The organism is Paracoccus cavernae, assembly GCF_042430175.1.
Classification (GTDB): domain Bacteria; phylum Pseudomonadota; class Alphaproteobacteria; order Rhodobacterales; family Rhodobacteraceae; genus Paracoccus; species Paracoccus cavernae.
Window position 1 is genome coordinate 322017 of sequence record NZ_JBHMDZ010000049.1, and the last position, 23292, is coordinate 345308.

At 63.4% G+C, this 23292-nt stretch carries 18 protein-coding genes and 2 tRNA genes; 9 read left to right on the forward strand and 11 right to left on the reverse strand.

Annotated elements, in window-relative coordinates; genetic code table 11:
- Positions 1-152: 152 nt before the first annotated feature.
- From ctaD to lipB, 3 genes are all read right to left on the reverse strand, one after another.
- Positions 153-1826, reverse strand: coding sequence for a cytochrome c oxidase subunit I (gene ctaD / locus ACFFUC_RS19380; RefSeq protein ID WP_377688571.1), 1674 nt, complete (start codon positions 1824-1826; stop codon positions 153-155).
- 206 nt (positions 1827-2032) lie between these two features.
- Entirely contained in the window at positions 2033-2521 is a 489-nt protein-coding gene (locus tag ACFFUC_RS19385; RefSeq protein ID WP_377688572.1) for a c-type cytochrome, read from the reverse strand.
- 168 nt (positions 2522-2689) lie between these two features.
- Complete coding sequence (gene lipB, locus ACFFUC_RS19390; protein WP_377688573.1) at positions 2690-3343, reverse strand: lipoyl(octanoyl) transferase LipB; 654 nt, start codon at positions 3341-3343, stop codon at positions 2690-2692.
- A 207-nt stretch (positions 3344-3550) separates the two neighbouring features.
- Between lipB and metH the strand changes: the two genes are divergently transcribed.
- From metH to ACFFUC_RS19405, 3 genes are all read left to right on the forward strand, one after another.
- Complete coding sequence (metH, locus tag ACFFUC_RS19395; protein WP_377688574.1) at positions 3551-7288, forward strand: methionine synthase; 3738 nt, start codon at positions 3551-3553, stop codon at positions 7286-7288.
- A gap of 87 nt (positions 7289-7375) precedes the next feature.
- Positions 7376-7462 (forward strand) — tRNA-Leu (locus tag ACFFUC_RS19400).
- Positions 7463-7796: 334 nt separating this feature from the next.
- Positions 7797-8786, forward strand: a complete 990-nt coding sequence (locus ACFFUC_RS19405; RefSeq protein ID WP_377688575.1) for an MBL fold metallo-hydrolase — start codon at positions 7797-7799, stop codon at positions 8784-8786.
- A gap of 224 nt (positions 8787-9010) precedes the next feature.
- Here ACFFUC_RS19405 and ACFFUC_RS19410 read toward each other — a convergent pair.
- The 8 genes from ACFFUC_RS19410 to ACFFUC_RS19445 form a co-directional block, all read right to left on the reverse strand.
- Positions 9011-9086: transfer RNA gene (locus ACFFUC_RS19410), tRNA-Phe, on the reverse strand.
- Between the two features lie 75 nt (positions 9087-9161).
- Complete coding sequence (locus ACFFUC_RS19415; protein ID WP_377688576.1) at positions 9162-9320, reverse strand: DNA gyrase inhibitor YacG; 159 nt, start codon at positions 9318-9320, stop codon at positions 9162-9164.
- A complete protein-coding gene (locus ACFFUC_RS19420) occupies positions 9317-10369 on the reverse strand; it encodes a ribonuclease E/G (RefSeq protein WP_377688577.1) in 1053 nt (350 codons plus the stop codon). The genes ACFFUC_RS19415 and ACFFUC_RS19420 overlap by 4 nt, the downstream gene beginning before the upstream one ends.
- Positions 10366-10947 (reverse strand): Maf family protein, encoded by a 582-nt coding sequence (locus tag ACFFUC_RS19425; RefSeq protein ID WP_377688578.1) that lies wholly within the window; start codon positions 10945-10947, stop codon positions 10366-10368. Before ACFFUC_RS19425 ends, ACFFUC_RS19420 begins: the two co-directional genes overlap by 4 nt.
- Before the next feature lie 48 nt (positions 10948-10995).
- Positions 10996-11214, reverse strand: a complete 219-nt coding sequence (gene infA / locus ACFFUC_RS19430; protein ID WP_020949877.1) for a translation initiation factor IF-1 — start codon at positions 11212-11214, stop codon at positions 10996-10998.
- A 311-nt stretch (positions 11215-11525) separates the two neighbouring features.
- Positions 11526-12908 carry a FliM/FliN family flagellar motor switch protein gene (locus ACFFUC_RS19435; protein ID WP_377688579.1) on the reverse strand — a complete coding sequence of 461 codons (1383 nt, stop codon included), beginning with the start codon at positions 12906-12908 and terminating at the stop codon, positions 11526-11528.
- 150 nt (positions 12909-13058) lie between these two features.
- Positions 13059-13730 carry a response regulator transcription factor gene (locus tag ACFFUC_RS19440; RefSeq protein ID WP_377688580.1) on the reverse strand — a complete coding sequence of 224 codons (672 nt, stop codon included), beginning with the start codon at positions 13728-13730 and terminating at the stop codon, positions 13059-13061.
- A complete protein-coding gene (locus tag ACFFUC_RS19445) occupies positions 13727-15292 on the reverse strand; it encodes a histidine kinase (protein WP_377688581.1) in 1566 nt (521 codons plus the stop codon). The genes ACFFUC_RS19440 and ACFFUC_RS19445 overlap by 4 nt, the downstream gene beginning before the upstream one ends.
- 438 nt (positions 15293-15730) lie before the next feature.
- Between ACFFUC_RS19445 and ACFFUC_RS19450 the strand changes: the two genes are divergently transcribed.
- From ACFFUC_RS19450 to ACFFUC_RS19475, 6 genes are all read left to right on the forward strand, one after another.
- On the forward strand, positions 15731-17605 hold the full coding sequence (locus ACFFUC_RS19450; protein ID WP_377688582.1) for a TRAP transporter large permease subunit: 1875 nt from the start codon (positions 15731-15733) through the stop codon (positions 17603-17605).
- Positions 17606-17701: 96 nt separating this feature from the next.
- Entirely contained in the window at positions 17702-18715 is a 1014-nt protein-coding gene (locus ACFFUC_RS19455) for a TRAP transporter substrate-binding protein (RefSeq protein WP_377688583.1), read from the forward strand.
- An 8-nt stretch (positions 18716-18723) separates the two neighbouring features.
- Complete coding sequence (locus ACFFUC_RS19460; protein ID WP_377688584.1) at positions 18724-19527, forward strand: IclR family transcriptional regulator; 804 nt, start codon at positions 18724-18726, stop codon at positions 19525-19527.
- Positions 19528-19601: 74 nt separating this feature from the next.
- Positions 19602-20771 (forward strand): acetyl-CoA acetyltransferase, encoded by a 1170-nt coding sequence (locus ACFFUC_RS19465; RefSeq protein ID WP_377688585.1) that lies wholly within the window; start codon positions 19602-19604, stop codon positions 20769-20771.
- Positions 20768-22360 (forward strand): acyl-CoA synthetase, encoded by a 1593-nt coding sequence (locus tag ACFFUC_RS19470; protein ID WP_377688586.1) that lies wholly within the window; start codon positions 20768-20770, stop codon positions 22358-22360. The genes ACFFUC_RS19465 and ACFFUC_RS19470 overlap by 4 nt, the downstream gene beginning before the upstream one ends.
- A complete protein-coding gene (locus tag ACFFUC_RS19475; RefSeq protein WP_377688587.1) occupies positions 22357-23220 on the forward strand; it encodes a PCC domain-containing protein in 864 nt (287 codons plus the stop codon). The genes ACFFUC_RS19470 and ACFFUC_RS19475 overlap by 4 nt, the downstream gene beginning before the upstream one ends.
- Positions 23221-23292 lie beyond the last annotated feature (72 nt).

Consider the following 23292-nt stretch of genomic DNA (forward strand, 5'->3'; position numbering starts at 1 on the left):
CCGGCGGGCGGTAGGGGGGATGGGCCGGCATCGGCCCTGTGCAGTTTACGCCCCTGACGGCGATCCGCCAGAGCCGGGGTGCACCGCAGCGGGAACCGACAAAAGAAAACGGCCCCGGATTGCTCCGGGGCCGCAAGGAATGTGCTCGGGGCTTAGTGCGCTACGGCACGGTCCCAATCTTCACGCTTCGGCAGCTGCTCGAAGGTGTGCTCCGGCGGCGGGGAGGGCAGGGTCCACTCCAGCGTGTCGGCGTGCTCGTTCCAGTAGTTGTTCTCGGTGACGCGCTTGCCTGCGAACAGCGTGTAGAAAATCACCACGATGAAGAACAGGAAGGATGCGAACGAGATATAGGCACCGATCGAGGAGATGTTGTTCCAGGTCGCGAATTCGACGGGATAGTCGATATAGCGACGCGGCATGCCCTGACGGCCAAGGAAGTGCTGCGGGAAGAAGGTCAGGTTCGCACCGATGAACATCGCCCAGAAGTGCAGCTTACCAGCCCATTCCGGATACTGACGGCCCGACATCTTGCCGATCCAGTAATAGATACCGGCGAAGATGGCGAAGACGGCACCCAGCGACATCACGTAGTGGAAGTGCGCCACGACGTAATAGGTGTCGTGATAGACGCGGTCCAGCGGAGCCTGCGACAGAACCACACCGGTCACACCACCAACGGTGAACAGGAACAGGAAGCCGAAAGCCCAGAGCATCGGGGTTTTGAACTCGATCGAGCCGCCCCACATCGTTGCGATCCACGAGAAGACCTTGATGCCCGTGGGCACGGCGATCGTCATGGTGGCCAGCATGAAGTAGGACTGCTGGGTCAGCGACAGGCCGACGGTATACATGTGGTGCGCCCAGACGACGAAACCGAGGATACCGATCGCAGCCATTGCCAGAACCATCGGCAGATAACCGAAGATCGGTTTCTTGGCGAAGGTCGAGATGACGTGGCTGATGATGCCGAAGCCGGGCAGAATGATCATGTACACTTCCGGGTGGCCGAAGAACCACAGGATGTGCTGATACAGAACCGGGTCACCGCCACCGGCCGGGTTGAAGAAGTTCGTCCCGAAGTTGCGGTCCATGAGCAGCATCGTGATCGCGCCTGCCAGAACCGGCAGCGACAGAAGGATGAGCCATGCGGTAATGAACACCGACCAGGCGAACAGCGGCACTTTGAAAAGCGTCATGCCCGGTGCGCGCATGTTGAGGAAGGTGGTGATGATGTTGATCGAGCCAACGATCGACGAAGCGCCCGAAACGTGGACGGCGAAGATCGCCAGATCCATCGAATAGCCGTCTTCAATGGTCGACAGCGGCGGGTAAAGAACCCAGCCAACGCCCGAACCATAGCCGCCACCGCCCGGTGCCAGCAGCGAGGCGATACCAAGCGCCACACCACAGACATAGAACCAGTAGCTGAGGTTGTTCAGACGCGGGAACGCCATGTCCGGCGCACCGATCTGCAGCGGCATGAAGTAGTTGCCGAAACCGCCGAACAATGCGGGGATAACGACGAAGAACATCATCAGGACGCCGTGATAGGTGATCATCACGTTCCAAAGATGGCCGTTCGGCGTACATTCCTGGGTTGCATCCGCGATGAAGCGGGCGCCTTCGGTACACATGTACTGCACACCGGGGTGCTGCAGTTCCATGCGCATATAAACAGTGAAGCAGACCGAGATCAGACCGACGATACCCGCCGTGAACAGATAGAGGATCCCGATATCCTTGTGGTTTGTTGACATGAACCAGCGGGTAAAGAACCCACGGGTATCATGATGGTCATCCGGGCCATGGACGGCGGCGTCTGCCATGTGTGATCTCCCTAGTACTTGCGGCTGGCCGACCATCGGAAAGGTCGGCGGACTCTGCGTGTGGTTCTAGACCACAAAAACCGGACCGGCAATGGACCGGAGGTGTGATTGACGTGCCCCCGACCCGTTTTTCAAGGGGCCGGGGGCGCAAATTGCTTCACGAATTGCGATCGGGGCCTTTGGGGCCTCCGATCGGCGCGGACAGCTTACTGGGCTGCCGGAGCTTCGGCGGGAGCTTCTGCCGGAGCTGCCTCGGCCGGAGCCGCCGCAGCCGCGTCGGGCGAATTCGCTGCGAGGAAGGCCACGACGTCGGCCTGATTCTTGTTCATCTTGAACGTCATCTTGGTCTTGAGCGACGCGTCGCCGACTTTTTCTTCGACATATTTGTTCGGGTCGGTGATATAGGCCGCCAGATCTTCCTGGGTCCAGACTTCACCGGCTTCGCCGAGCTTCACCAGCGCGTCCGAGAACTTGTAACCCTCGGCGGTGCCGGCGGTGCGGCCGACGACGCCGTAAAGGTTCGGGCCGGTCTTGCCGCCTTTGACGACATCGGTTCCGTCGGGCGCCTGAACCATGTGGCAAGCCTTGCAACGTTTGAATTCGGATTCGCCCTTGGCTGCATCGCCGGCGTCCTGCGCAAAGGCAGGAACAGCCAGCAGAGTTGCGGCGAGAGTGGCAAAGAGGCTGATCTTCATCGCGTTATCCTTTTTGGCACAGAGATCCCGTTGAACCCTGTCAGGTGATTTTCGGGATGCTGCATTTGATCATTCGTTTTAGCAAGCTTTCATACATCAAATCATCCTGAATGGGGGCGGGTGCCCTGCCTCAGGCGGTAATGTTTCGTCCTGCTGATTGGGTTGGACTTAAGGGTCCGGGAAACTGTCCGAAAACCGCGCCTTGAGCGCGGAATCGAGGTCTCCCATCGTAACCGGCAGGCCTAGATCCACAAGGCTGGTAACGCCATGTGCAGTTATGCCGCAGGGTACAATTCCGGAGTAATGGCTCAGGTCGGGCTCGACGTTGACGGCGAGGCCGTGGAAGCTGACCCATTTGCGCAGCTTGACGCCGATGGCCGCGATTTTGTCCTCGCGCATCGTGCCGTCCGCCAGCGGTGCCTTGTCGGGCCGCGCGATCCAGACGCCGACGCGCCCGTCGCGGATCTCGCCCTTCAGGCCGAATTCGGCAAGCGCGCCGATGACCCAGTTTTCGAGGGCCGTGACAAAAGCGCGCACGTCGCGTCCGCGCTTGTTGAGATCGAGCATCACATAGGCCACGCGCTGGCCGGGGCCGTGATAGGTATATTGTCCGCCCCGTCCGGTGACATGGACGGGGAAGCGGTCGGGATCGGTCAGATCCGGCGCCTGCGCGCTGGTTCCGGCGGTGTAAAGCGGCGGGTGTTCGACCAGCCAGATCAGCTCTTCGGCGGTGCCGGCCGAGATTGCGGCGACGCGCGCTTCCATGCGGGCCACGGCCGAGTCGTAATCGAGCAAGCCGGGTTCTGTAATCCATTCAACCATGAAGCCTCATACCGCCTCGGGCCGCGGGGCCGCAAGAGCGCGACGCGGCAAAGCGCGGCAAACCGGGGTGCGGGGAAGGGGCGGCAGCCATGCGCGGCGTGCAAGGCTTTAATATGAGCATTTCTCATGATCATTGTGCGGATGATGAATTTCCCTAAATGACACGACAGCGCTATAAGGCCCTTTGCATAAGCCCGGACGGATATCATGACTGCGAAAAGCCAACCCAAAGTTTCCCCTGTCTTCGAAAGCCTGCGCAAAGCCGCGGCCGAGCGGATCCTGATCCTCGACGGGGCGATGGGAACGCAGATCCAGCTTCTGAACATGGGCGAAGAGGAATTCACGGGTCACGGCTCGGGTTGCGCCTGCGCGCATCACTCGGATCATCCGCAAAAGGGCAACAACGACCTGTTGAACCTGACCCAGCCCGATGCGGTCGAGGATATCCATTACCGCTATGCCAAGGCGGGTGCCGATATCGTCGAGACGAATACTTTTTCCTCGACCTCGATCGCGCAGGCCGATTACGGGCTGCAGGCGGCGGTCTATGATCTCAACCTCAAGGGCGCGCAGATCGTGCGCCGCGCGCTTGACCGCGCCACGGCCGAGGACGGGCGCGAGCGCTTCGTCGCCGGCGCGCTCGGGCCGACCAACCGCACCGCCTCGATCTCGCCCGATGTGAACAATCCGGGCTACCGTGCGATCACTTTCGACGATCTGCGCATCGCCTATTCCGAGCAGCTGCGCGGTCTGATGGACGGCGGCGCCGATCTCATCCTGATCGAGACGATTTTCGACACGCTCAACGCCAAAGCCGCGATTTTCGCCTGCGAAGAGGTCTTCGAGGAAAAGGGCATCCGCCTGCCCGTGATGATCTCGGGCACGATCACCGACCTGTCGGGTCGCACCCTGACCGGCCAGACGCCCACCGCTTTCTGGTATTCGATGCGCCATGCGACGCCTTTGTCGATCGGGTTGAACTGTGCGCTTGGCGCCAATGCGATGCGCCCCCACCTCGCCGAGCTGTCGGCCGTGGCCGATACGCTGATCTGCGCCTATCCCAATGCGGGTCTGCCCAACGAGATGGGCCAATATGACGAAAACCCCGCGCAAATGGCCGCCCAGATCGAGGAATTCGCCCGCGAGGGGCTGGTCAATATCGTCGGCGGCTGCTGCGGCTCGACCCCCGACCATATCCGCGCCATTGCCGAGGCCGTCGCGAAGTACCCGCCGCGCGCCGTTCCCGAAATCGAGCCGCTTCTGCGCCTCTCGGGTCTCGAGCCTTTCGTCAAAACTCCCGAGATCCCCTTTGTGAACGTCGGCGAGCGCACGAACGTCACCGGCTCGGCCAAGTTCCGCAAGCTGATCACCGCAGGCGATTACGCCAGCGCGCTGACGGTTGCGCGCGATCAGGTCGAAAACGGCGCGCAGATCATCGACATCAACATGGACGAGGGCCTGATCGATTCGGCGCAGGTCATGATCGAATACCTCAACCTCGTCGCCTCCGAGCCCGATATCGCGCGGGTGCCGGTGATGATCGACAGCTCCAAATGGGAGGTGATCGAGGCCGGTCTGAAATGCGTGCAAGGCAAGCCGATCGTCAACTCGATCTCGCTCAAGGAAGGCGAGGAGCTTTTCCTCGATCATGCACGGCTTTGCCGCCGCTACGGCGCGGCCGTCGTCGTCATGGCCTTTGACGAAACGGGGCAGGCCGATACCGAGAACCGCAAGGTCGAGATCTCGACCCGCGCCTACGAGCTTTTGACCCGCGAAGTGGGCTTCCCGCCCGAAGACATCATCTTCGACCCCAACGTCTTTGCCGTCGCCACCGGCATCGAGGAGCACAACAACTACGGTCTCGACTTCATCGGCGCGACCAGACGCATCATCCAGACCCTGCCGCATGTCCATATCTCGGGCGGTGTCTCGAACCTCTCGTTCAGCTTCCGCGGCAACGAACCGGTGCGCGAGGCGATGCATGCGGTCTTCCTCTATCACGCCATTCAGGTCGGCATGGATATGGGGATCGTCAATGCGGGCCAGCTTGCGGTCTATGACCAGATAGACGCCGAATTGCGCGAGGCTTGCGAGGATGTCGTGCTCAACCGTCGCGACGATGCGACCGAGCGCCTGCTGGATCTCGCCGAACGCTATCGCGGCGAGGCCGGTGCGAAAGCGCGTGAAAAGGATCTGAGCTGGCGCGAACTGCCGGTCGAAAAGCGCATGGAATACGCGCTGGTGAACGGCATCACCGATTATATCGACGAGGATACCGAAGAGGCGCGGCTTGCGGCCGAGCGCCCGCTCCATGTCATCGAAGGTCCGCTGATGGCCGGGATGAACGTGGTCGGCGATCTCTTCGGCTCGGGCAAGATGTTCCTGCCGCAGGTCGTGAAATCGGCCCGCGTGATGAAACAGGCGGTCGCCCATCTTCTGCCCTATATGGAAGAAGAGAAGGAGGGCGGGGCCTCTTCCGCCGGCAAGATCCTGATGGCGACGGTCAAGGGCGATGTCCACGACATCGGCAAGAACATCGTCGGCGTCGTCTTGTCGTGCAACAATTACGAGATCATCGATCTGGGCGTGATGGTGCCCGCGACCAAGATCATCGAGGTCGCCAAGCGCGAGAAGGTCGATATCATCGGCCTTTCGGGCCTGATTACGCCGTCGCTCGACGAAATGTGCCATGTCGCCTCCGAGCTGGAGCGCGAAGGGATCAACGTGCCCCTGCTGATCGGCGGCGCGACCACCAGCCGCGTCCATACCGCCGTCAAGATCAACCCGCGCTACCACAAGGGCCAGACGGTCTATGTCACCGATGCAAGCCGCGCGGTCGGCGTGGTCTCGAACCTGCTGTCGGACCGCAAGGATGATTTCGCCGCCGATGTACGCGCCGAATATGTCGATGTGGCCGAGCGCTACACCCGTGGCGAGGCCGAGAAAAAGCGCCTGCCGCTGGCATCGGCGCGCGACAATGCCTTCAAGGTTGATTGGACGGGCTGGGAGGCCGCAGTGCCGACTTTCTTCGGTCCGCGCGTGATCGACGACTTCGATCTTGCCGAAATCGCGCGCTATATCGACTGGACCCCCTTCTTCCAGACTTGGGAAATGAAGGGCGTCTATCCGCGCATCCTCGAGGATGCGCATCAGGGCGAGGCCGCGCGCCAGCTTTTCGCCGATGCGCAGGCCATGCTCAAACGCATCATCGACGAGCGCTGGTTCCAGCCGCGCGCGGTGGTGGGCTTCTGGCCTGCGAACCGCAAGGGCGACGATATCCAGCTCTGGCAGGACGAGGCACGCGAATCGCCGCTCGCCGTTCTTCACACCCTGCGCCAGCAGGTCACCAAGCGCGACAACCGCCCGAATGTGGCCCTTGCCGATTTTGTCGCACCCGAGGGCCTGCGCGATTATGTCGGCGGCTTCGTCGTGACGACCGGCCCCGAGGAGCAGGCGATCGCGGATCGCTACAAGGCGGAGGGCGACGATTTTTCGGCGATTCTCGTGCAGGCTCTGGCGGACCGCTTTGCCGAAGCTTTGGCGGAAATGCTGCACCAGCGCGTGCGCCGCGACTATTGGGGCTATGCGCCGCAGGAAAGCTTCGCACCGGCCGAACTGGTCGCCGAACCCTATGAAGGCATCCGCCCCGCGCCGGGCTATCCGGCCCAGCCCGACCATACCGAGAAAGAGACCCTCTTCGCGCTTTTGGGCGCAACCGAGGCGACGGGGGTCGAGCTGACCGAATCCATGGCGATGTGGCCGGGGGCTTCGGTTTCGGGTCTTTATATCGGCCACCCCGATTCTTACTATTTCGGGGTCGCAAAAGTCGAACATGACCAGGTTGCGGACTATGCCGCGCGTAAAAACATGAGCCTTTCAGAGGCCGAACGCTGGCTTGCCCCCATCCTGAACTACGTTCCGACCGATGTTGCGGCAGCAGAATGAAAAGAAGATGAATTTTCTGTCGAAAACCTGTCGAATGCCTCTTTTCAATGCCGGCGGTAGCGGCTACATCACCCTCACTGACACGATGCGGTCGTGGCGGAATTGGTAGACGCGCAGCGTTGAGGTCGCTGTTCCTTAACCGGAGTGAAAGTTCGAGTCTTTTCGACCGCACCATTCAGAAACGCGCCCGGAGCTTGGTAACAAGCTCCGGGCGTTTTTCATTTCAGCTACCTGATTTCATTCGTGTTTCCCGCCGCAAAAGGGCGATGCGCCCCCGCGCCGTTCCGGCCGGAGTGGCCGCGTCATCGGCAGGGCAATAATCTGCCTCGACGTTACGGGGCAGGCCCCAGCAAACGGCACGACACGGGCTCGTTTTCTCTGGACAGGCTGTTTTTGTACAATAAGTATGTGCTTATGCCGCCCGCGGGGCAGGCCCTCGGGCGGCGCAGTCGTTTTACGCCTCGTTTCAGCCTCGCTAGGGGGCGGGCGTCACATTGGAGCGCATCGCATGAAAAGCCCGATCAGTCGCCGGACCGCCCTAGGCACGCTCGCTGCGGGGGCTGCCTCCCCCTTGATCACTTCGGCGCCTGCCCGCGCCGCCGCGCCGCCGGTGGGCGCACCGACCGGCTCGAGCTATCGCTTCAAGATCGGCGAATTCGAGGTCACGGCGCTTTACGACGGCTACTACCCGCTCAAGACCGAGACCTTCGTCACCAACCAGCCGGTCGAGGCAGTGATCAAGGCCCTAGACGATGTCTTTCTGCCGCCCACAATCGTTCCGACCCCGATGACGCCGCTGGTGATCAACACCGGCAAGAATCTCGTGCTGATCGATACGGGCAACGGCGACTTGCTGCCCGATGTCGCGGGCTATACCGCCAAGAACATGCGCGCGGCGGGCATCGATCCAGCCGCCATCGACACGATCATCATCTCGCACTTCCATGTCGATCATGTCTGCGGGATCCGGCTGATGGACGGGACCTATCAATTCCCCAATGCGCGAATCCATGTACCCGAGCTGGAGTGGGCGCATTGGATGGATGATTCGAACCAGTCGCGCGCGCCCGAACGCCAGCAGATCTATTTCAATCAGGCGCGCCGGATCTTCCTGCCGATCGAAAAGGATGTCGAGCGTTTCGGCGATGATCAGGAGATCGTGCCCGGCATCCGCTCGATCTGGACGCCCGGCCATACCCCCGGGCATACATCCTTCATGGTGACCTCGGGCGAGGCGCAGCTTCTGGTCTGGGGTGATGTGACCAATTTCACCGATATCGTGCTGCGCTTCCCGCTCTGGACGCCCTCTGCCGATATGGACCAACAGGTCGCTTTGTCGACACGGATGCGCATGCTGGACATGGCGACGGCCGACCGGATGCGGGTGAGCTGCTTCCACGGCCCGTTCCCCGGCAACGGCTATATCCGCAAGATCACGGATGAAGAGTACCGGCTGGTGCCGCTGCAATGGACCGAGCATCTGGACGGCTGGAAGTAGCACCTGCCGAAGGCGATCAGCGCGGCTCCGGCAGCCCTGTCGGGGCCTGCTGCGTCCATTCATGAGGTGTGTGCCGGATCCCCTGCGCGGCCCCTCCGGCAGTCGGTCGGCGGCGGCTTTCGATGTCCGAAAACCCGCAAGACAGGCGCAGACATGCGGTCAAAGCGAGACAAACCGGCCTAAAGCGGATCCGGTAAAAGCGCAACAATTTCAAAGGGAAGAAGTGGTGCCCGGAGACGGATTCGAACCGCCGACACGCGGATTTTCAATCCGCTGCTCTACCAACTGAGCTATCCGGGCGAAGCATCATCTGCTTGCTGAGGGGGTTATTAAGTGGCTGTGACGGGACTGTCCAGACCTGAAATGAAGAAAAATTCACTCTTCGGGAATATTCTCTGAAGCAGGTTCCGCAGGGATGCGGTAATCGCCCCGCAACCAATGTGCGAGGTCGATATCGGCGCAACGTTTCGAACAAAACGGCGCATATTCAGCTGTGGAGGGCTTGCCGCAAATCGGACATTTCGCCGCCATCATGCCCCTCCGGCGAGTCGCGACAGCAAAATCCGGTCGCGCTTGCGGTTCAGCTCGAAGAGCCCCATCGCGGTCCAGCCGATCAGCACGGTTTCTGCCGTTTCCGCCTTGAAAGCGGCGCGCAGAACCTGCTCGAGCGTGCCGCGGTCGCGTTTTGCGATCGGCGCGAAATCGATCACGATCTGGCCGCCGATTCCGCGCAGACGCAGCTGGCGCGGCAGGTCGCGGGCCAAAGCGATATTGGCCTTGAGACCCGCGGCGGGCGAGGTGTCGCTGCCGGTGTTGACGTCGATCGCGCTCAGCGCGCGCAAGGATTCGATCGAGGCCCATGCGCCCCCGTCCAGATCGACGCGGGTCGACAAAAGCGCGGCGACGGCATCCTCGGCCCCCGATTGGGCAAAGGAATCATCGCCTTCCTCGATCGCGTCGGGCTCGGGCTGGGCCCAGTCGCGCCAGGCGGCCTCGGCAGGGGAGGGTGCATCGAGCAAAAGTTCGGGCGAGCCCTCGAGATCCTCGGCCAAAGCGACGGAAAGACCGACCAGCCCCTCGAGCTCTTCGCGGATCTCGTCATCCTCGGCCAAAACGGCGGCGCTGCGGATGATGATGCCGGGCGGATCCGCGAGTTCGGCAATTGCGGCCTCGCAGATTTCGGTCAGGGCCGCGCGTTCGTCCGCATCCTTGATCTGGCGCGAGACGTTCACGCCGCCCGCGCCGGGCGTGACGATGACATTGCGGCCGCGCAGCAGGATGCGCCCCGAGCAGGGAACCGCCTTGCCGTCCTCGGCAACGCCGGTGACCTGAACGATCAGCGACTGGCCTTCGCTCAGGCCGTTGCGGTCGCGCAGATAGCCGCGTGCGCCTTCGGGCAGGCGCAGGAAGACGCCGCCCTGGCCCTTGACCAGACGCTCGACCTTGGCGCGGCAGATCGCGCCCGGTGGAAGCGGGGTCAGGTCGCTGGAATCGATAAAGAGATCCTCGAGCCGTCCGTCGACGAGCAGCGCGGCGGCTTCCTGGCCCAGAACGCGGCCGATAATGACCTGACGGCCCTTCATTGGTGATCTCCGTGAATGCCGGCGCTGGCGAGGAGCGCCGCGGTTTCGGCGAGGGGAAGGCCCACGACCGAGGTAAAGGAACCCTGAAGCCAGGGGACGAAGGCCGAGGCGCGGCCCTGGATCGCATAGCCGCCCGCCTTTCCCCGCCATTCGCCAGAGGCGACATAGCCCGCGATATCCTGCGCGGTGAGGGGGCGGAAACGGACGGTGGTTTCGACCAGCCTTTCGGCAATGCGGTCGGGCAGCGCAAGCGCCACGGCCGTCATGACCTTGTGGCGTCGTCCCGACATGAGGCGCAGGAAGGCTGCCGCCTCGCGCTCATCCTCGGGCTTGCCGAGGATCTTGCGGCCGACCGCCACCACGGTATCGGCGCAAAGCACGACGCCTTCGGCGCGTCCTTGCAAAGCGGCCGCTTTCTCGCGGGCCATGCGGCGGACATAGTCGCGCGGTGGCTCGGCGGGATGCGGGGTTTCGTCGATATCGGCAGGCAGGACATGATCCGGACGGATGCCGATTTGCGCAAGAAGCTCGAGCCGTCGGGGACTGGCCGAGCCAAGCGTCAGCAGGGGACGTGACACATCAACCCTTTCCGAATTTGAAAATCGACCGCGTAAAGCGGTCGATTGTTATTTGAAGCGATAATTGATCCGACCCTTGGTCAGGTCATAGGTGTTCATCTCGACTTGAACACGGTCGCCGGCGAGAACGCGGATGCGGTTTTTGCGCATCTTGCCTGCCATATGTGCGATGATCTCATGGCCGTTTTCCAGCTCGACCTTGAACGTCGCATTCGGCAGGAGTTCCTTCACGACGCCGGGGAATTCGAGCAGTTCTTCCTTGGCCATGGTGTCTCCTGATTTGGCTGCCCGCAATTCGAGCAGGCGCGAGCTACATGCGACCTGGCGGCTGGGTTTTCAAGGGGAATCTGCTGGGAAGACGGCTCCTTGCGCCGGAATAGGGCCTTTCTTGGCCATTCCGCTCGCGATTTGGATGGGGGGCGGCTGAAATGGCCGCGAAGTTTGCGCGGCCCCGCGCCGATGCAGGGCCGGGAAAGAGAAGTGATGCAGCCCGCGCGCGGGGTCAGGCCGCGCGAAAGTCTGTTCTTTTCCGGCGCGGTTTCGGGGCGCTCAGGGTTGCGGTTCGTGTCTATCTGCACCTAGCCGAACGAGGGCAGCGTTCCGATGTCGAAAGGTGGTTCGCCCTCCGCCTGTTCCGCCGCCTCTTCGTCATAGGTCAGGACGAAATCCGAGGCGAAAGCGGGTTCGGGGCTTTCGCCCGATGAAGCGCCGAAATCGGGGTCGAAGGTCGGGGCAGAGTCGAAACCCACGGAGGAGAAGTCTTGGGCGGCGATATCCTGCGCGGGCAGGTGGTTGTCGTCTCCGTCCGGCGGAAGGCGGAAATGGTCGGGCTCTCTCGTGTCGATCAGGGGCAGGTGGTCGCCCTCGATCAGGCCCGATGGGGGAGACATCACGATCCCTGACGTCCCCGCCCCGTGTTCGGGGCCGTGCAGGCGGATGGCATGCAGGCCGTCGGCTTCGCCCAACCGGCCCTTGGCGAGGATCTGGCCGTTGCCGGTTTCGAGACGGGTTTCGTTCAGAATGCCGGTCGGCAGCGCGATGAGATCGCCCGGCTTGAGGGCGCGGATCGCGCGCAGGGTCATCTGGCGTCGGCAGAGCACGCCTTGCAGCGGGATCGGAGCCTGACGGACGGCCTGCGCGAGGCTGTCCGGATCGGCGGTGCTTTCTGCGGCATCGGGGAAACCGGAAGGGCCGATGTCGCGGCCTTCGTCGGGCGCAAATCGGCTCTCGGGCGCGATCACCGTGAGGGCGGCCATGGTCTTGCCGAAATCCGGCAAAGCGGGGCTTGCCGCTTCCGGAAGCGCCACGAGGATCTTGCCGTCGCGTTGGCCGCCGCTGCCGATGCGGAAATTCAGCGTCAGATTGGCGAGGGGGGCATCTTCCAGCATCAAAAGAAGCGGGCGGGCGTCATCGAGGAAGCTCGCGTAGCGGTAGCTGGCAAAATCGGGGCCCCCGGCGCTATCGGGCAGGGCATTGCCCAGCTCGCAGAGAAGACGGTTAACGAAATCGGCCGTGATCGCGGCATCGGTGCGGGTCGGCTTGCGCGCCCGAACCGCCCGCGCCGAGACGCGGCCGATCGCCTGCATCTCGATCAGCGAGGCGATCAGCGAAGGGCAAAGCGCGACGACGCCCAAGCGGTCGCCATCACCTTGAACCACGGCAAGAAGCGCGCGTTCGGGGAAAAGCTCGGCCAGTTCGGCAGGGGTGGCGGGGGCATTGGCGACGTTTTCGACAAAGACCGGAAGGCCGTAAAGCCGGTCCGCCGTGCGGCCCAAGGCGACTGCTGCCGCGCGGCCGATGTCGACCTCTACCTCGGGCAGGGCGTCGAAATCGGGGGTGAAGGAGAGCTCCTCGGGCGCGCTTTCTGGCCTGCTCACGATCATGGCGCGCAAAATATCGGCATGGCTCGCGCGACCGCTTGGTGCAAGCGGGGCGGCGATGCTCGGCTCCGAGCCCTCCATCAAGGCCTCCTTCTACAAGACGGGCAGCGGTTTCGCGGGAATCGCTGCATTCATTCCCCGCGATATTGGCAGAGAAGTCTTGCGAAAGTGTTGATCCCGCGCGGATTGATCGCGCGGCACCAAAAGGTTCAGGGCGGAGAACTTGGGTCCTCAGAGCTCGTCGAAATAGCGGATGCCCTTGCCGACCAGATCGGCAAAGCCGCTCGCGCCGAGCTTGTCTTTCAGCGTCATGCTGACATTCGAGACGGTTTTGTAGCTGATCTGCGCCCGTTCGGCGATGTCGCGATAGGAGAGACCCTCGGCGATGCCGCGCAGGATATGCTCTTCGCGCGGGGTCAGACGCGGCTTGGCGGTGAACATGCCCGGCTGGTTCATCAGCGCGATTTTGCGCGCCATATCCGCGGAGACATAATTGCCGCCACGGGCAACCTCGGAAAAGGCCTGGCAGATCTCTTGGGCGGGAGAATCCTTGTTGATCAATCCGTTGCAACCCGCCTGCAGGGCGCGACGCGCGATGATCGGGCTGCGGTGCATGGTGAAAACCAGAATCGGCTGGCTCGCACCGGCCCGCCGCAGCCGCTCGATCAGGCGCACGCCCGCGATCTTGGCGTCACCGACCGAGAGGTCGATCACCAGCACGTCGGGACGCTCGCGCCGCCAGGCGCGGAAGGCCTGAAGGGGCGTCGCCGTCGGGATGACCTCGCAGGGCATGGCGTCATGTACGATCCGGTTCCAGCCCTCGGCCACGACCGGATGGTCGTCCATGATGACGACGCGGCAGGGGCGCGAGCGGGTCGGGGCAAAGCTGACATGTGCATTCATAGCGAAATCCGGAGTTCGGTTACCGTTTCGCCGTCAAGACGGGTCGGCGGCTGATAGGTTGCACCAAGGATCTGCGCGCGCTCCCTTATCCCGTTCAGCCCGAGACCCGAGCGGGTCTTGCCGACGGGGCCGGTGCCGTCGTCGCGAACGCGCGTGACCAGGGCGGCATGGGCTGCGGCATCGCAGGCAGGGGCGACAGTCATCTCGATGGTGATCCGTGCAGGATTGGCGTGGCGAATGGCGTTCAGAATACTCTCGCGCACAAAGCGGTAAATGGCAATTCCCGCCGCTTCGCTGCAGCGCGCCTCGGCTGGGGTGGTGATCGAGATATCGACCTCGGGCGCCATTTCCGAGAAATTCAGCACAAGTTCGTGCAGCAATTCGTCGAGACCGGCTTCGTCGAGGGTCATGGGACGCAGATCCTCGATCGCGCTGCGGGCGGATTTCTGGACCTCCTGCGCATGGCGGGTGATGGCAGCGAGAGCATCCGCCAATGTCCCGCGATCGTTTGGGCGCTCCGCATCGTTTTCGGGCTGATCGAGCCTTTTTTCGACCGATTGCGCCTGACCGACGGCAGCGCGCAGGGCGAAAAGCTGCGGCCCCATATCGTCGTGAAGATCGCTCGCGATGCGCGCACGCTCGGTCTCGGCCAGCGTCATCATGCGCTCCTGCAGGCGGCGGTTCTCGGCGCGGCCCTCGTCGAGATGGCTGGCAAGGGCGTTCACCCCTTCGGCGAGCCGGTCGATTTCGCGCAAGGACGAGAGGGGGGCGCGAACCGAGAGGTCGTTTTCCCGCATCCGCCCGATGGCGCGGCCGACCACGGCAAGGCGGCGCGTGACGAAAAGCGTGACCGACATCGTGACCGCGACCATGACCGCGACCGCAAGCGCCAGAAGCGGCAGGATCACCCGCAGATTGTCCCATGTTTTCGCGATTTCGTCCGAAGGATCGGTCGCAACGCGCAAAATGCCCAAGACATTGGGATAATGGCGGATCGGGAACATGTCGCTGCGTGGCGGCGGCGTCAGAAGGCCGGTGAGCCAGTCGGGCGGGACATGCGTCTTTGGCTGGAGCGCGGGGAAAAGATCGGTCGCGCCATAGGCGGGAACGGTGCTCGGCGGGGGGGCGTCCTCCTCGATCCGCTCGCCTTTGGCATTCTCGACCCAGGCGGCGACATGGCGCTGGCGGTCGATCTCGGCGGCGAGGCGTTGCGCCTGCACCATGAGGTCGCCGCGCGTGAAAGCCGTCGGCTCGCGGAAGGTCGCGGTCGCGGTGGCGAGCAGGAAGGCGGCATCGGTTTCCTGCCGCACGGCGGCGCGCGCATGTAGGATCAGGATCGCGCTCACCAACAGGCAGATCAGCAGTCCCGCGACCGAAGAGCCGATTGCCGCGATCGTGACCAGCGACAAGTGCCGTTTGGCCGGACGTCGCGGCGCAACCCCCCGCGCGTCATGCGCAACGGTTGCGGGCGCTTCGGGCCGCGTTTGTCGCTGGTCGCCGCCGGAGGGGAGCAGGCCGGAGCGGGGGCCTTCCGGATTGCCGGAGCGCAGGGTGGTTGTCATCGCGCCGCGATCCTTTGGCTTTCCCTGATCCGCAAACCGGCCCGGGAGCCGCGGGATCTTTTGATCACAGTAAGCGCGACCCCGCGCTTGGGGCAAGGATTCGGGCGGGCGGGGTGACCGCATGCTGAGGACGGGTCCCTGTAGTCCGCATGCGACCTTATTCCATTTAGTGGAACGAAAAGGTACGAGCGGTTTCAATCCTGCCCGCAAATCACCCCCGCTTTCCTTAAGCAATCAAGGAAATGAAAAGAATATGGGCAGGTTTCGAATATATTTCTTGAATTTCGGCACCGGCTTCGACAACTTTTGGAACAATCGCCGCAAACCAGTTCCACGAGATGGACCGCAAGGTCGCCACGGAACGGAACGAAAGCAGGCGACGCGGCCCGCCTCGGGGAGGGGGAGGAGCCGCCTTGCAGCAGAAGGAGGGGCCTGTCGATGACGGGGACAATCACAACCGACGCCGATAGCTATCCCGGCATGACCGAGCTGGAGCCGGCGCGCCGCGCGACGCCCGTTTGGCTCAAGCCTGTGGAATGGGTCGCGGTGGTCTTTTTCCTGATCATGTCCGGCATGATCCTGACCAATGTTTTCACGCGCTATGTCTTTGGCCATCCCATCGTCTGGGCCGACGAGGTCGCCTCGCTCAGCTTCATGTGGATGGCGATGCTGGGCGCGGTGCTGGCGATCGAACGCAGCGAGCACATGCGCCTGACCGTGCTTTTGCCGCTGATTTCGGACCGCTGGCGTCCCTATGTCGAGGCTTTCTCGGGCGTTTTGATGCTGGTTTTTCTGGGCGGCATCATGCCTTCGGCGCTCGAATACGCCTATGAGGAAAGCTATATCACCTCGCCCGCGCTGAATATGCCGATGATCTGGCGCGCCTCGGCGCTGCCGACCGGCGTGATCCTGATGGCGCTTCTGGTGGTCGTGCATCTGCTGCGCGATTTGCCGATCAAGGCGGTCGGCGCGGCGCTGGGCGTCGCGGCGGTGTTGGTCGGCGGGCTTTATCTTGCCTCGCCCGCGCTCGCAGCGCTGGGCAACTGGAACCTGCCGATCTATCTCGGGCTGATCGTTTTCGTCTGTCTGGGCCTCGGCGTGCCGATTGCCTTCTGCTTCGGTCTGGGCACGCTGGCCTATATCACCTTCGCGACCTCGCGGCCGGTTTTCGTGATGATCGGGCGCATCGACGAGGGCATGTCCTCGCTCATCCTGCTCTCGGTTCCGATCTTCGTCTTTCTGGGCTGCATTCTGGACGCGACCGGCATGGGCAAAGCGATCGTCGGCTTTCTCGCCTCGCTTCTGGGCCATGTGAAAGCGGGGATGCGCTATGTCCTTCTGGGCGCGCTTTTCCTTGTTTCGGGGATTTCGGGCTCGAAAGTCTCGGATATGGCGACGGTGGCCCCCGCACTCTTCCCCGAGATGAAGCGGCGCGGCAACAAACCTTCCGAGATGATCGCGCTTCTGGCGACCGGCGCGGCGATGGCCGACACCGTGCCGCCCTCGATCGTGCTGATCGTGCTGGGCTCGGCCGCCGGCGTGTCGATCGCGGGGCTCTTCACCGCGGGCTTTGCGATCGCGATGATCCTTTTGCTGGTGCTGGCGGTGCTGGCGCGCTGGAAGGCGCGCGACGAGAGCATGGAGGGCGTGCGCCGCGCGCCGCTGAGCGTCGTCGCCAAAACCCTGCTCGTGGCCGCGCCCGCGCTGGTCCTGCCCTTCCTGATCCGCGCCTTTGTCGGCGGAGGGATCGCCACCGCGACCGAGGTCTCGACCGTGGCCGTCGTCTATGCGCTTCTGATCGGCATGGTGATCTATGGCGGCATCAAACCCGCGAAACTGGGCCAGATGCTGGTCGATACGGCGGCGATGTCGGGGGCGGTGCTGCTGATCCTCGGGACCGCATCCGCAATGGCATGGGCGCTGACGCAATCGGGCTTTGCCGCCGGTCTGGCCGAGATCGTGACCAATCTGCCGGGCGGCTGGCTCTCGTTCATGTTCGCCTCGATCGCGATCTTTCTGGTGCTGGGCTGCGTCCTCGAAGGTCTGCCTGCGCTGGTCCTGATGGCGCCGATCATGTTCCCGCTCGCGCGCAATCTCGGGATCCACGACATCCATTATTCGATGGTGATCGTCGTCGCGATGAACATCGGGATGATGGCACCGCCGATCGGGGTCGGCTTCTACATCGCCTGCAAGATCGGCAATGTGCCCCCCGATCAGGCGATGAAGGCGATCTGGCCCTATATCGGGGCGCTGATGGCGGGTCTGATCCTGATCGCCTGCTTCCCGATCCTGTCGACCGCGCTGCTTTAAGCGCGCGCCGCGAGAACCCCATGCGCCACGCGGCGCATGGTCCGACGACCAGTCCAAGAAACCACGACAACCAGAAACTCCATGGGAGGAGATCTTATGTCACTGTCCAGACGTTCGCTGCTCAAAGGCACTGCTGCCGGTCTGATCGCGGCCCCCTTCATCAGCCTGCGCCCCGCATCGGCGGCCGAATTCGACCTGAAGATGGCCAACAACATGCCGCTGAGCCATCCGACCAACCTCAGCCTCGCGAAAGCGGTCAAGGCGATCGAGGAGCAGACCGGGGGCCGCGTCAAACTGACCGTCTTCCCGCAAAGCCAGCTCGGCGCGGATACCGATGTTCTGGGCCAGCTGCGCTCGGGCGGGGTCGATTTCTTCCACCTCTCGCCGCTGATCCTGTCGACCTTCGTCGCCAATGCCTCGATCTCGGGGATCGGCTTCGCCTTCAAGGATTACGACAGCGTCTGGAAGGCGATGGACGGCGATCTGGGCGCCTATGTGCGCGCCGAGATCGAGGGCAAGGGCCTTTATGCCTTCGACCGCATCTGGGACAACGGCTTCCGCCAGATATCCAGCTCGACCAAGCCGATCGCGACGCCTGCCGATCTGGAGAACTTCAAGATCCGCGTGCCGGTCAGCCCGATGTGGACCTCGATGTTCTCGGCCTTCGGTTCGGCCACGACCTCGATCAACTTCGCCGAAACCTATACCGCGCTTCAGACCGGCATCGTCGACGGTCAGGAAAACCCGCTCCAGATCCTGTCGGATTTCAAGCTGTGGGAGGTCCAGAAATACGTTTCGATGACCAACCACATGTGGGACGGCTTCTGGCTTCTGGCGAACGGTCGCATGTGGCGCGGCCTGCCCGACGACGTCAAAGAGATCATGGCGAATGTCTTCAACGCCGAGGCGCTCGTCCAGCGCGAGACCATGGCCACGATCAACACCAGCCTGCGCGGCGAGCTGGAGGGCAACGGCATGGTCTTCAACGACGTGACCACCGCCGACTTCCAGAAGAAGCTGGTCGATGCCGGTTTCTATGCCGAATGGAAGGGCAAATTCGGTGACGACGCCTGGGCCAAGCTCGAGGCTGCCGTCGGCCATTCGCTGTAAGAGAGGCGATGATGGCGCGTGCTGCGGAAGAGAATGCGAAGCGCGCGCCTGTCGCGGCCGACGGCGCGCAGGCCGTCGATCGGGCCATGGCGCTTTTGTCCATGGTCGGACGCGGCGGGGCTGCGGGCATCGGCCTGATGGAGCTGGCCTCGGGGCTTGCGCTCAGCAAGCCCACCGCGCGGCGGTTGCTCATCGCGCTGATCCGCGCCGGTCTGGTCGATCAGGACAGCGAAACGCGGCGCTACCATCTCGGCCGGCAAAGCTATGCTTTGGGCATGATGGCCTCGCGCCGCCACGGGCTTGCCGAACAGGCGGGCGATGCGGTGGCGCGGCTTGCGCGGGATTCTGGCGATACGGCTTTCGTTTCCAGCCGCAGCGGCGATTGGGCTTTGTGCCTGCGCCGCCAGGAGGGCAGCTTTCCGGTCCGCAGCCATGTGCTGCAGGCGGGTGACAGCCATCCTCTGGGGGTGGGGGCGGGATCGCTTGCCATGCTGGCCGCCATGCCCGACCGCGCCGCGATCATCGCGCGGCTTGCGGATTTCTATGCGCCCTATCCGGGTCACGAGGCCGAAGGTCTGCTTGCCGCCTGCGGGCGTGCCGATGCTTTGGGCTACGCGGTCAATCCGGGGCTGGTGCTGTCGAGTTCATGGGGCGTCGGTGTCGCGATCCTTTTGCCCGACGGGCAGGTCGCGGGCGCGCTTTCGATTGCCGCGCCGGACAGCCGCATGACACCGGAACGCCAGATCGAACTTGGCGCTTTGCTGCGCCGCGAAGCGCAGATCGTGGCCACGCGGCTGGGTGCGCTTTTCTGATTGCAAGGCGGCGGACCCTGCCGCCGGACTTTTGATATTTTCGCCGTAAGGCTCTGATTTAACGGAGAGAGATCATGGCTGATCCACATATCGTCGGCTGGGCCCACACCAAATTCGGCAAATCCGAGGCCGCCGGTACCGAGGCGCTGATGGCCGAGGTTGTCGGCCCCGCTCTGGCCCATGCCGGTGTCGGTGCGGGCGATCTCGACGGGATTTTCGTCGGTTGCTACAACAACGGCTTCCAGAAGCAGGATTTTCAGGCCGCTCTGGTCGCGATGGGCACGCCCGGCCTTGAATATGTTCCCGCCGTCCGGATGGAGAATGCCTGCGCCACCGGCTCGGCCGCGCTTTATTCGGCGATGGATTTCATCGCCTCGGGTCGCGGGCGGATCGCTTTGGTTGTGGGTGCGGAAAAAATGACCGCCATCCCCGGCAACGAGGTCGGCGACGTGCTTCTGACCGCTTGCTACCGCGAGGAAGAAGCCGATGTCGCAGGCGGCTTTGCGGGCGTTTTCGGCAAGATCGCCAACAGCTATTTCCAGCAGCACGGCGACCGCTCGGCGGAATTGGCGATGATCGCGGCCAAGAACCACGAGAACGGCATGCGCAATCCGCTGGCGCATATGCAGAAGGATTTCGGTTTCGATTTCTGCAACACGGTCTCGGAAAAGAACCCGCTGGTCGCGGGGCCTTTGCGGCGCACCGATTGCTCGCTCGTCTCGGACGGGGCGGCGGCTTTGGTGCTCGCCGATGCCGAAACCGCCGCGCAGATGCAGCGCGCGATCCGCTTTCGGGCGCGCGCCCATGTCAACGATTTCCTTGCGCTTTCTCGCCGCGATCCCATCGCTTTCGAGGGGCCGCGCCGCGCTTGGGCCAAGGCGCTCGAACAGGCGGGGCTGTCGATCCGCGACCTGTCCGTCGTCGAGACCCATGATTGTTTCACCGTGGCCGAGATGCTGGAATACGAGGCGATGGGCCTTGCCGAGCGCGGCGAGGGCTGGCGCGCGATCCGCGACGGCGTGACCCGTTTCGACGGCGCGCTTCCGGTCAACCCCTCGGGCGGGCTCAAATCGCGCGGCCATCCGATCGGCGCGACCGGCGTGTCGCAGCATGTCATGATGGCGATGCAGCTGATGGGCGAGGCGGGCGCGATGCAGGTCGCGGGCGCCAACCTTGGCGGGGTCTTCAACATGGGCGGCGCTGCCGTCACGAGCTATGTCTCGATCATGGAGCGCGCGAAATGAGCGGCATCATTCCCGCTTCGACCCGCGTGATGAACCTTGCGCATTTCGTGACGCAGGCCAAGACGCGCGGCCCCGACGACATCGCGCTGGTTTGGCGCGAGACCGAGATGACATGGGCCGAGCTTGACGCCCGTATCGACGCGATGGCGGTGGCGCTTCAGGATCTGGGCGTGGTCAAGGGTGACCGGATCCTGCTGCAATCGCAAAACTGCACTCAGATGTTCGAGGCGATGTTCGCCTGTTTCCGCATCGGCGCGGTCTATGTGCCGACGAACTTCCGACAGACCGCCGAGGAGGTCGCCTATCAGGCGCAAGCCTCTGGCGCGAATACCTTTATTTGCAACGAGAGCTTCCCCGACCATGCGGCGGCCGTCGGCGGCATCCAGCGCAAAATCGTGATCGGCACGGCGGATTGGGGGCTGTCTTACGACGCGCTGGTCGCGGCCAATCTCGGGCGCAAGCCCGTTGAGGTACCGGTCGATCGTGACGATCCGTGCTGGTTCTTCTTTACCTCGGGGACGACCGGCAAGCCCAAGGCCTCGGTCCTGACCCATGGCCAGATGGCTTTCGTGATCACGAACCATCTGTGCGATCTGATGCCGGGCCTGACGCGGGCGGATGCATCCTTGGTGGTCGCGCCGCTCTCGCATGGTGCGGGCGTCCATCAGGTCACGCAGGTGGCGCGCGGCATCAAGACCGTGCTTCTGCCCTCGGACCGGTTCGAGGTCGATGTGGCATGGGGGCTGATCGAGAAATGGAAGGTCTCGACCATGTTCACCGTGCCGACCATCCTCAAAATGATGGTCGAGCATGAAAGCGTGGCGCGGTTCGACCATTCCTCGCTGCGCTATGTGATCTATGCCGGTGCGCCGATGTTTCGCGAGGACCAAAAGCGCGCGCTGGCGGTGCTTGGTCCGGTCATCGTGCAATATTACGGTCTGGGCGAGGTTACCGGTGCGATCACGGTGCTGCCGACCTATCTGCATCACGCCGCGGACGGGCCCGAGGTCAAGATCGCGACCTGCGGTTTCGACCGCACCGGCATTCAGGTTCAGGTCCAGCGCGCCGACGGCACCGCTTGCGAGCCCTATGAAACCGGCGAGGTCTGCGCCATCGGCCCTGCGGTTTTCGCGGGCTATTACAACAACCCCGAGGCCAATGCGAAAAGCTTCCGCAACGGCTGGTTCCGCACCGGCGATCTCGGCCATGTCGACAATGACGGCTTCCTTTATCTGACGGGGCGCGAATCCGACATGTATATCTCGGGCGGCTCCAACGTCTATCCGCGCGAGATCGAGGAAAAAATCCTCCAGCACGAGGCGGTGTCCGAGGTCGCGGTTCTGGGCATCCCTGATCCGTTCTGGGGCGAGGTCGGCTATGCGGTCTATGCGGTGAACGCGGGTCACAGCGTGACCGAGGACGAGCTTGCCGCCTTCACCGCCGCCAAGGTCGCGCGCTACAAACAGCCCAAGCGCTTCATCCAATGGGAGGCGCTGCCGAAATCGGCTTACGGCAAGATCACCAAGAAGATGGTGCGCGACGAGCTCGAGGCACGCGGCCAGATCGAGCAGCCGGAGAAGACCGCATGAGCGAGGCGCTTGCATCGCTTTCGCATCGCGGACCGAAAGCTGCGGCGCGGGTCGTCTGGGGCAGGGGCGATCTGCGCCCCGTCGCGGGCATTTTGCGCAAGGGCGAGAGCCTTTGCGCGGGCGTCGGCCGCATCTTCGCCGAGGCGGGGTGCCGTGGCGGCGTGATCTCGCTTGACGGGGTGCGCTGCGATCCGCTGCTTTACGTCGGGCCTGCGGTGTCGCGCGATCCGGCCTTTGCCGCCTATTATTCGGAAACGTTTGCGGGCGACAGCGATGCGCCGATTCGCGCCAGTACCGCGACGGTCGGCCTGCGCGAGGGGCAGCCGTTCTTTCACTGCCACGGCCGATGGCAGGCCAAGGGCGCGGCGATCATGGGTCATCTCCTGCCCCATGACTGCATTGTCGCGGAAGATCAGGCGGTCTCGGGGCTGGGATCAACCAGCAATGCCTTTGCCGCGCGCTATGATCCCGAGACGAATTTCACCCTGTTCCACCCCGAAACCGAAGGCGAGGCCGGTCCTCGCGGGCAGGGCAGCGGGGTGTTTTTGCGCATCGCGCCGGATACCGATCTTTCGGATGCGATTGCCGAGGTGGCGCGGGCTGCGGGGATCGCCAATGCCCGCATCCACGGCGTGGGCTCGATCTGCGAGCCGCATTTCGCGCAAACGGGCCGCATCGCGACCCCGATCACGGAAGTGCGCATCGATCAGGGCGATATCCGTGACGGGGCTGTGTCGCTTGCGGTCAGCTATGTCGATACCGATTGGCGCATCCATTCCGGCAGGCTGGTTTCGGGCAAAAACCCCGTCGGCGTGACATTTGAAGTTCTGATCGAGGATCTGGGTGTGGCCTCGCCCTGAGGCCAGACGCCAACGACCCGGCGGCAATGGGCCGCCTCTCGCGGATTTGTCATGCGGGGGGCGGCTTTTTTC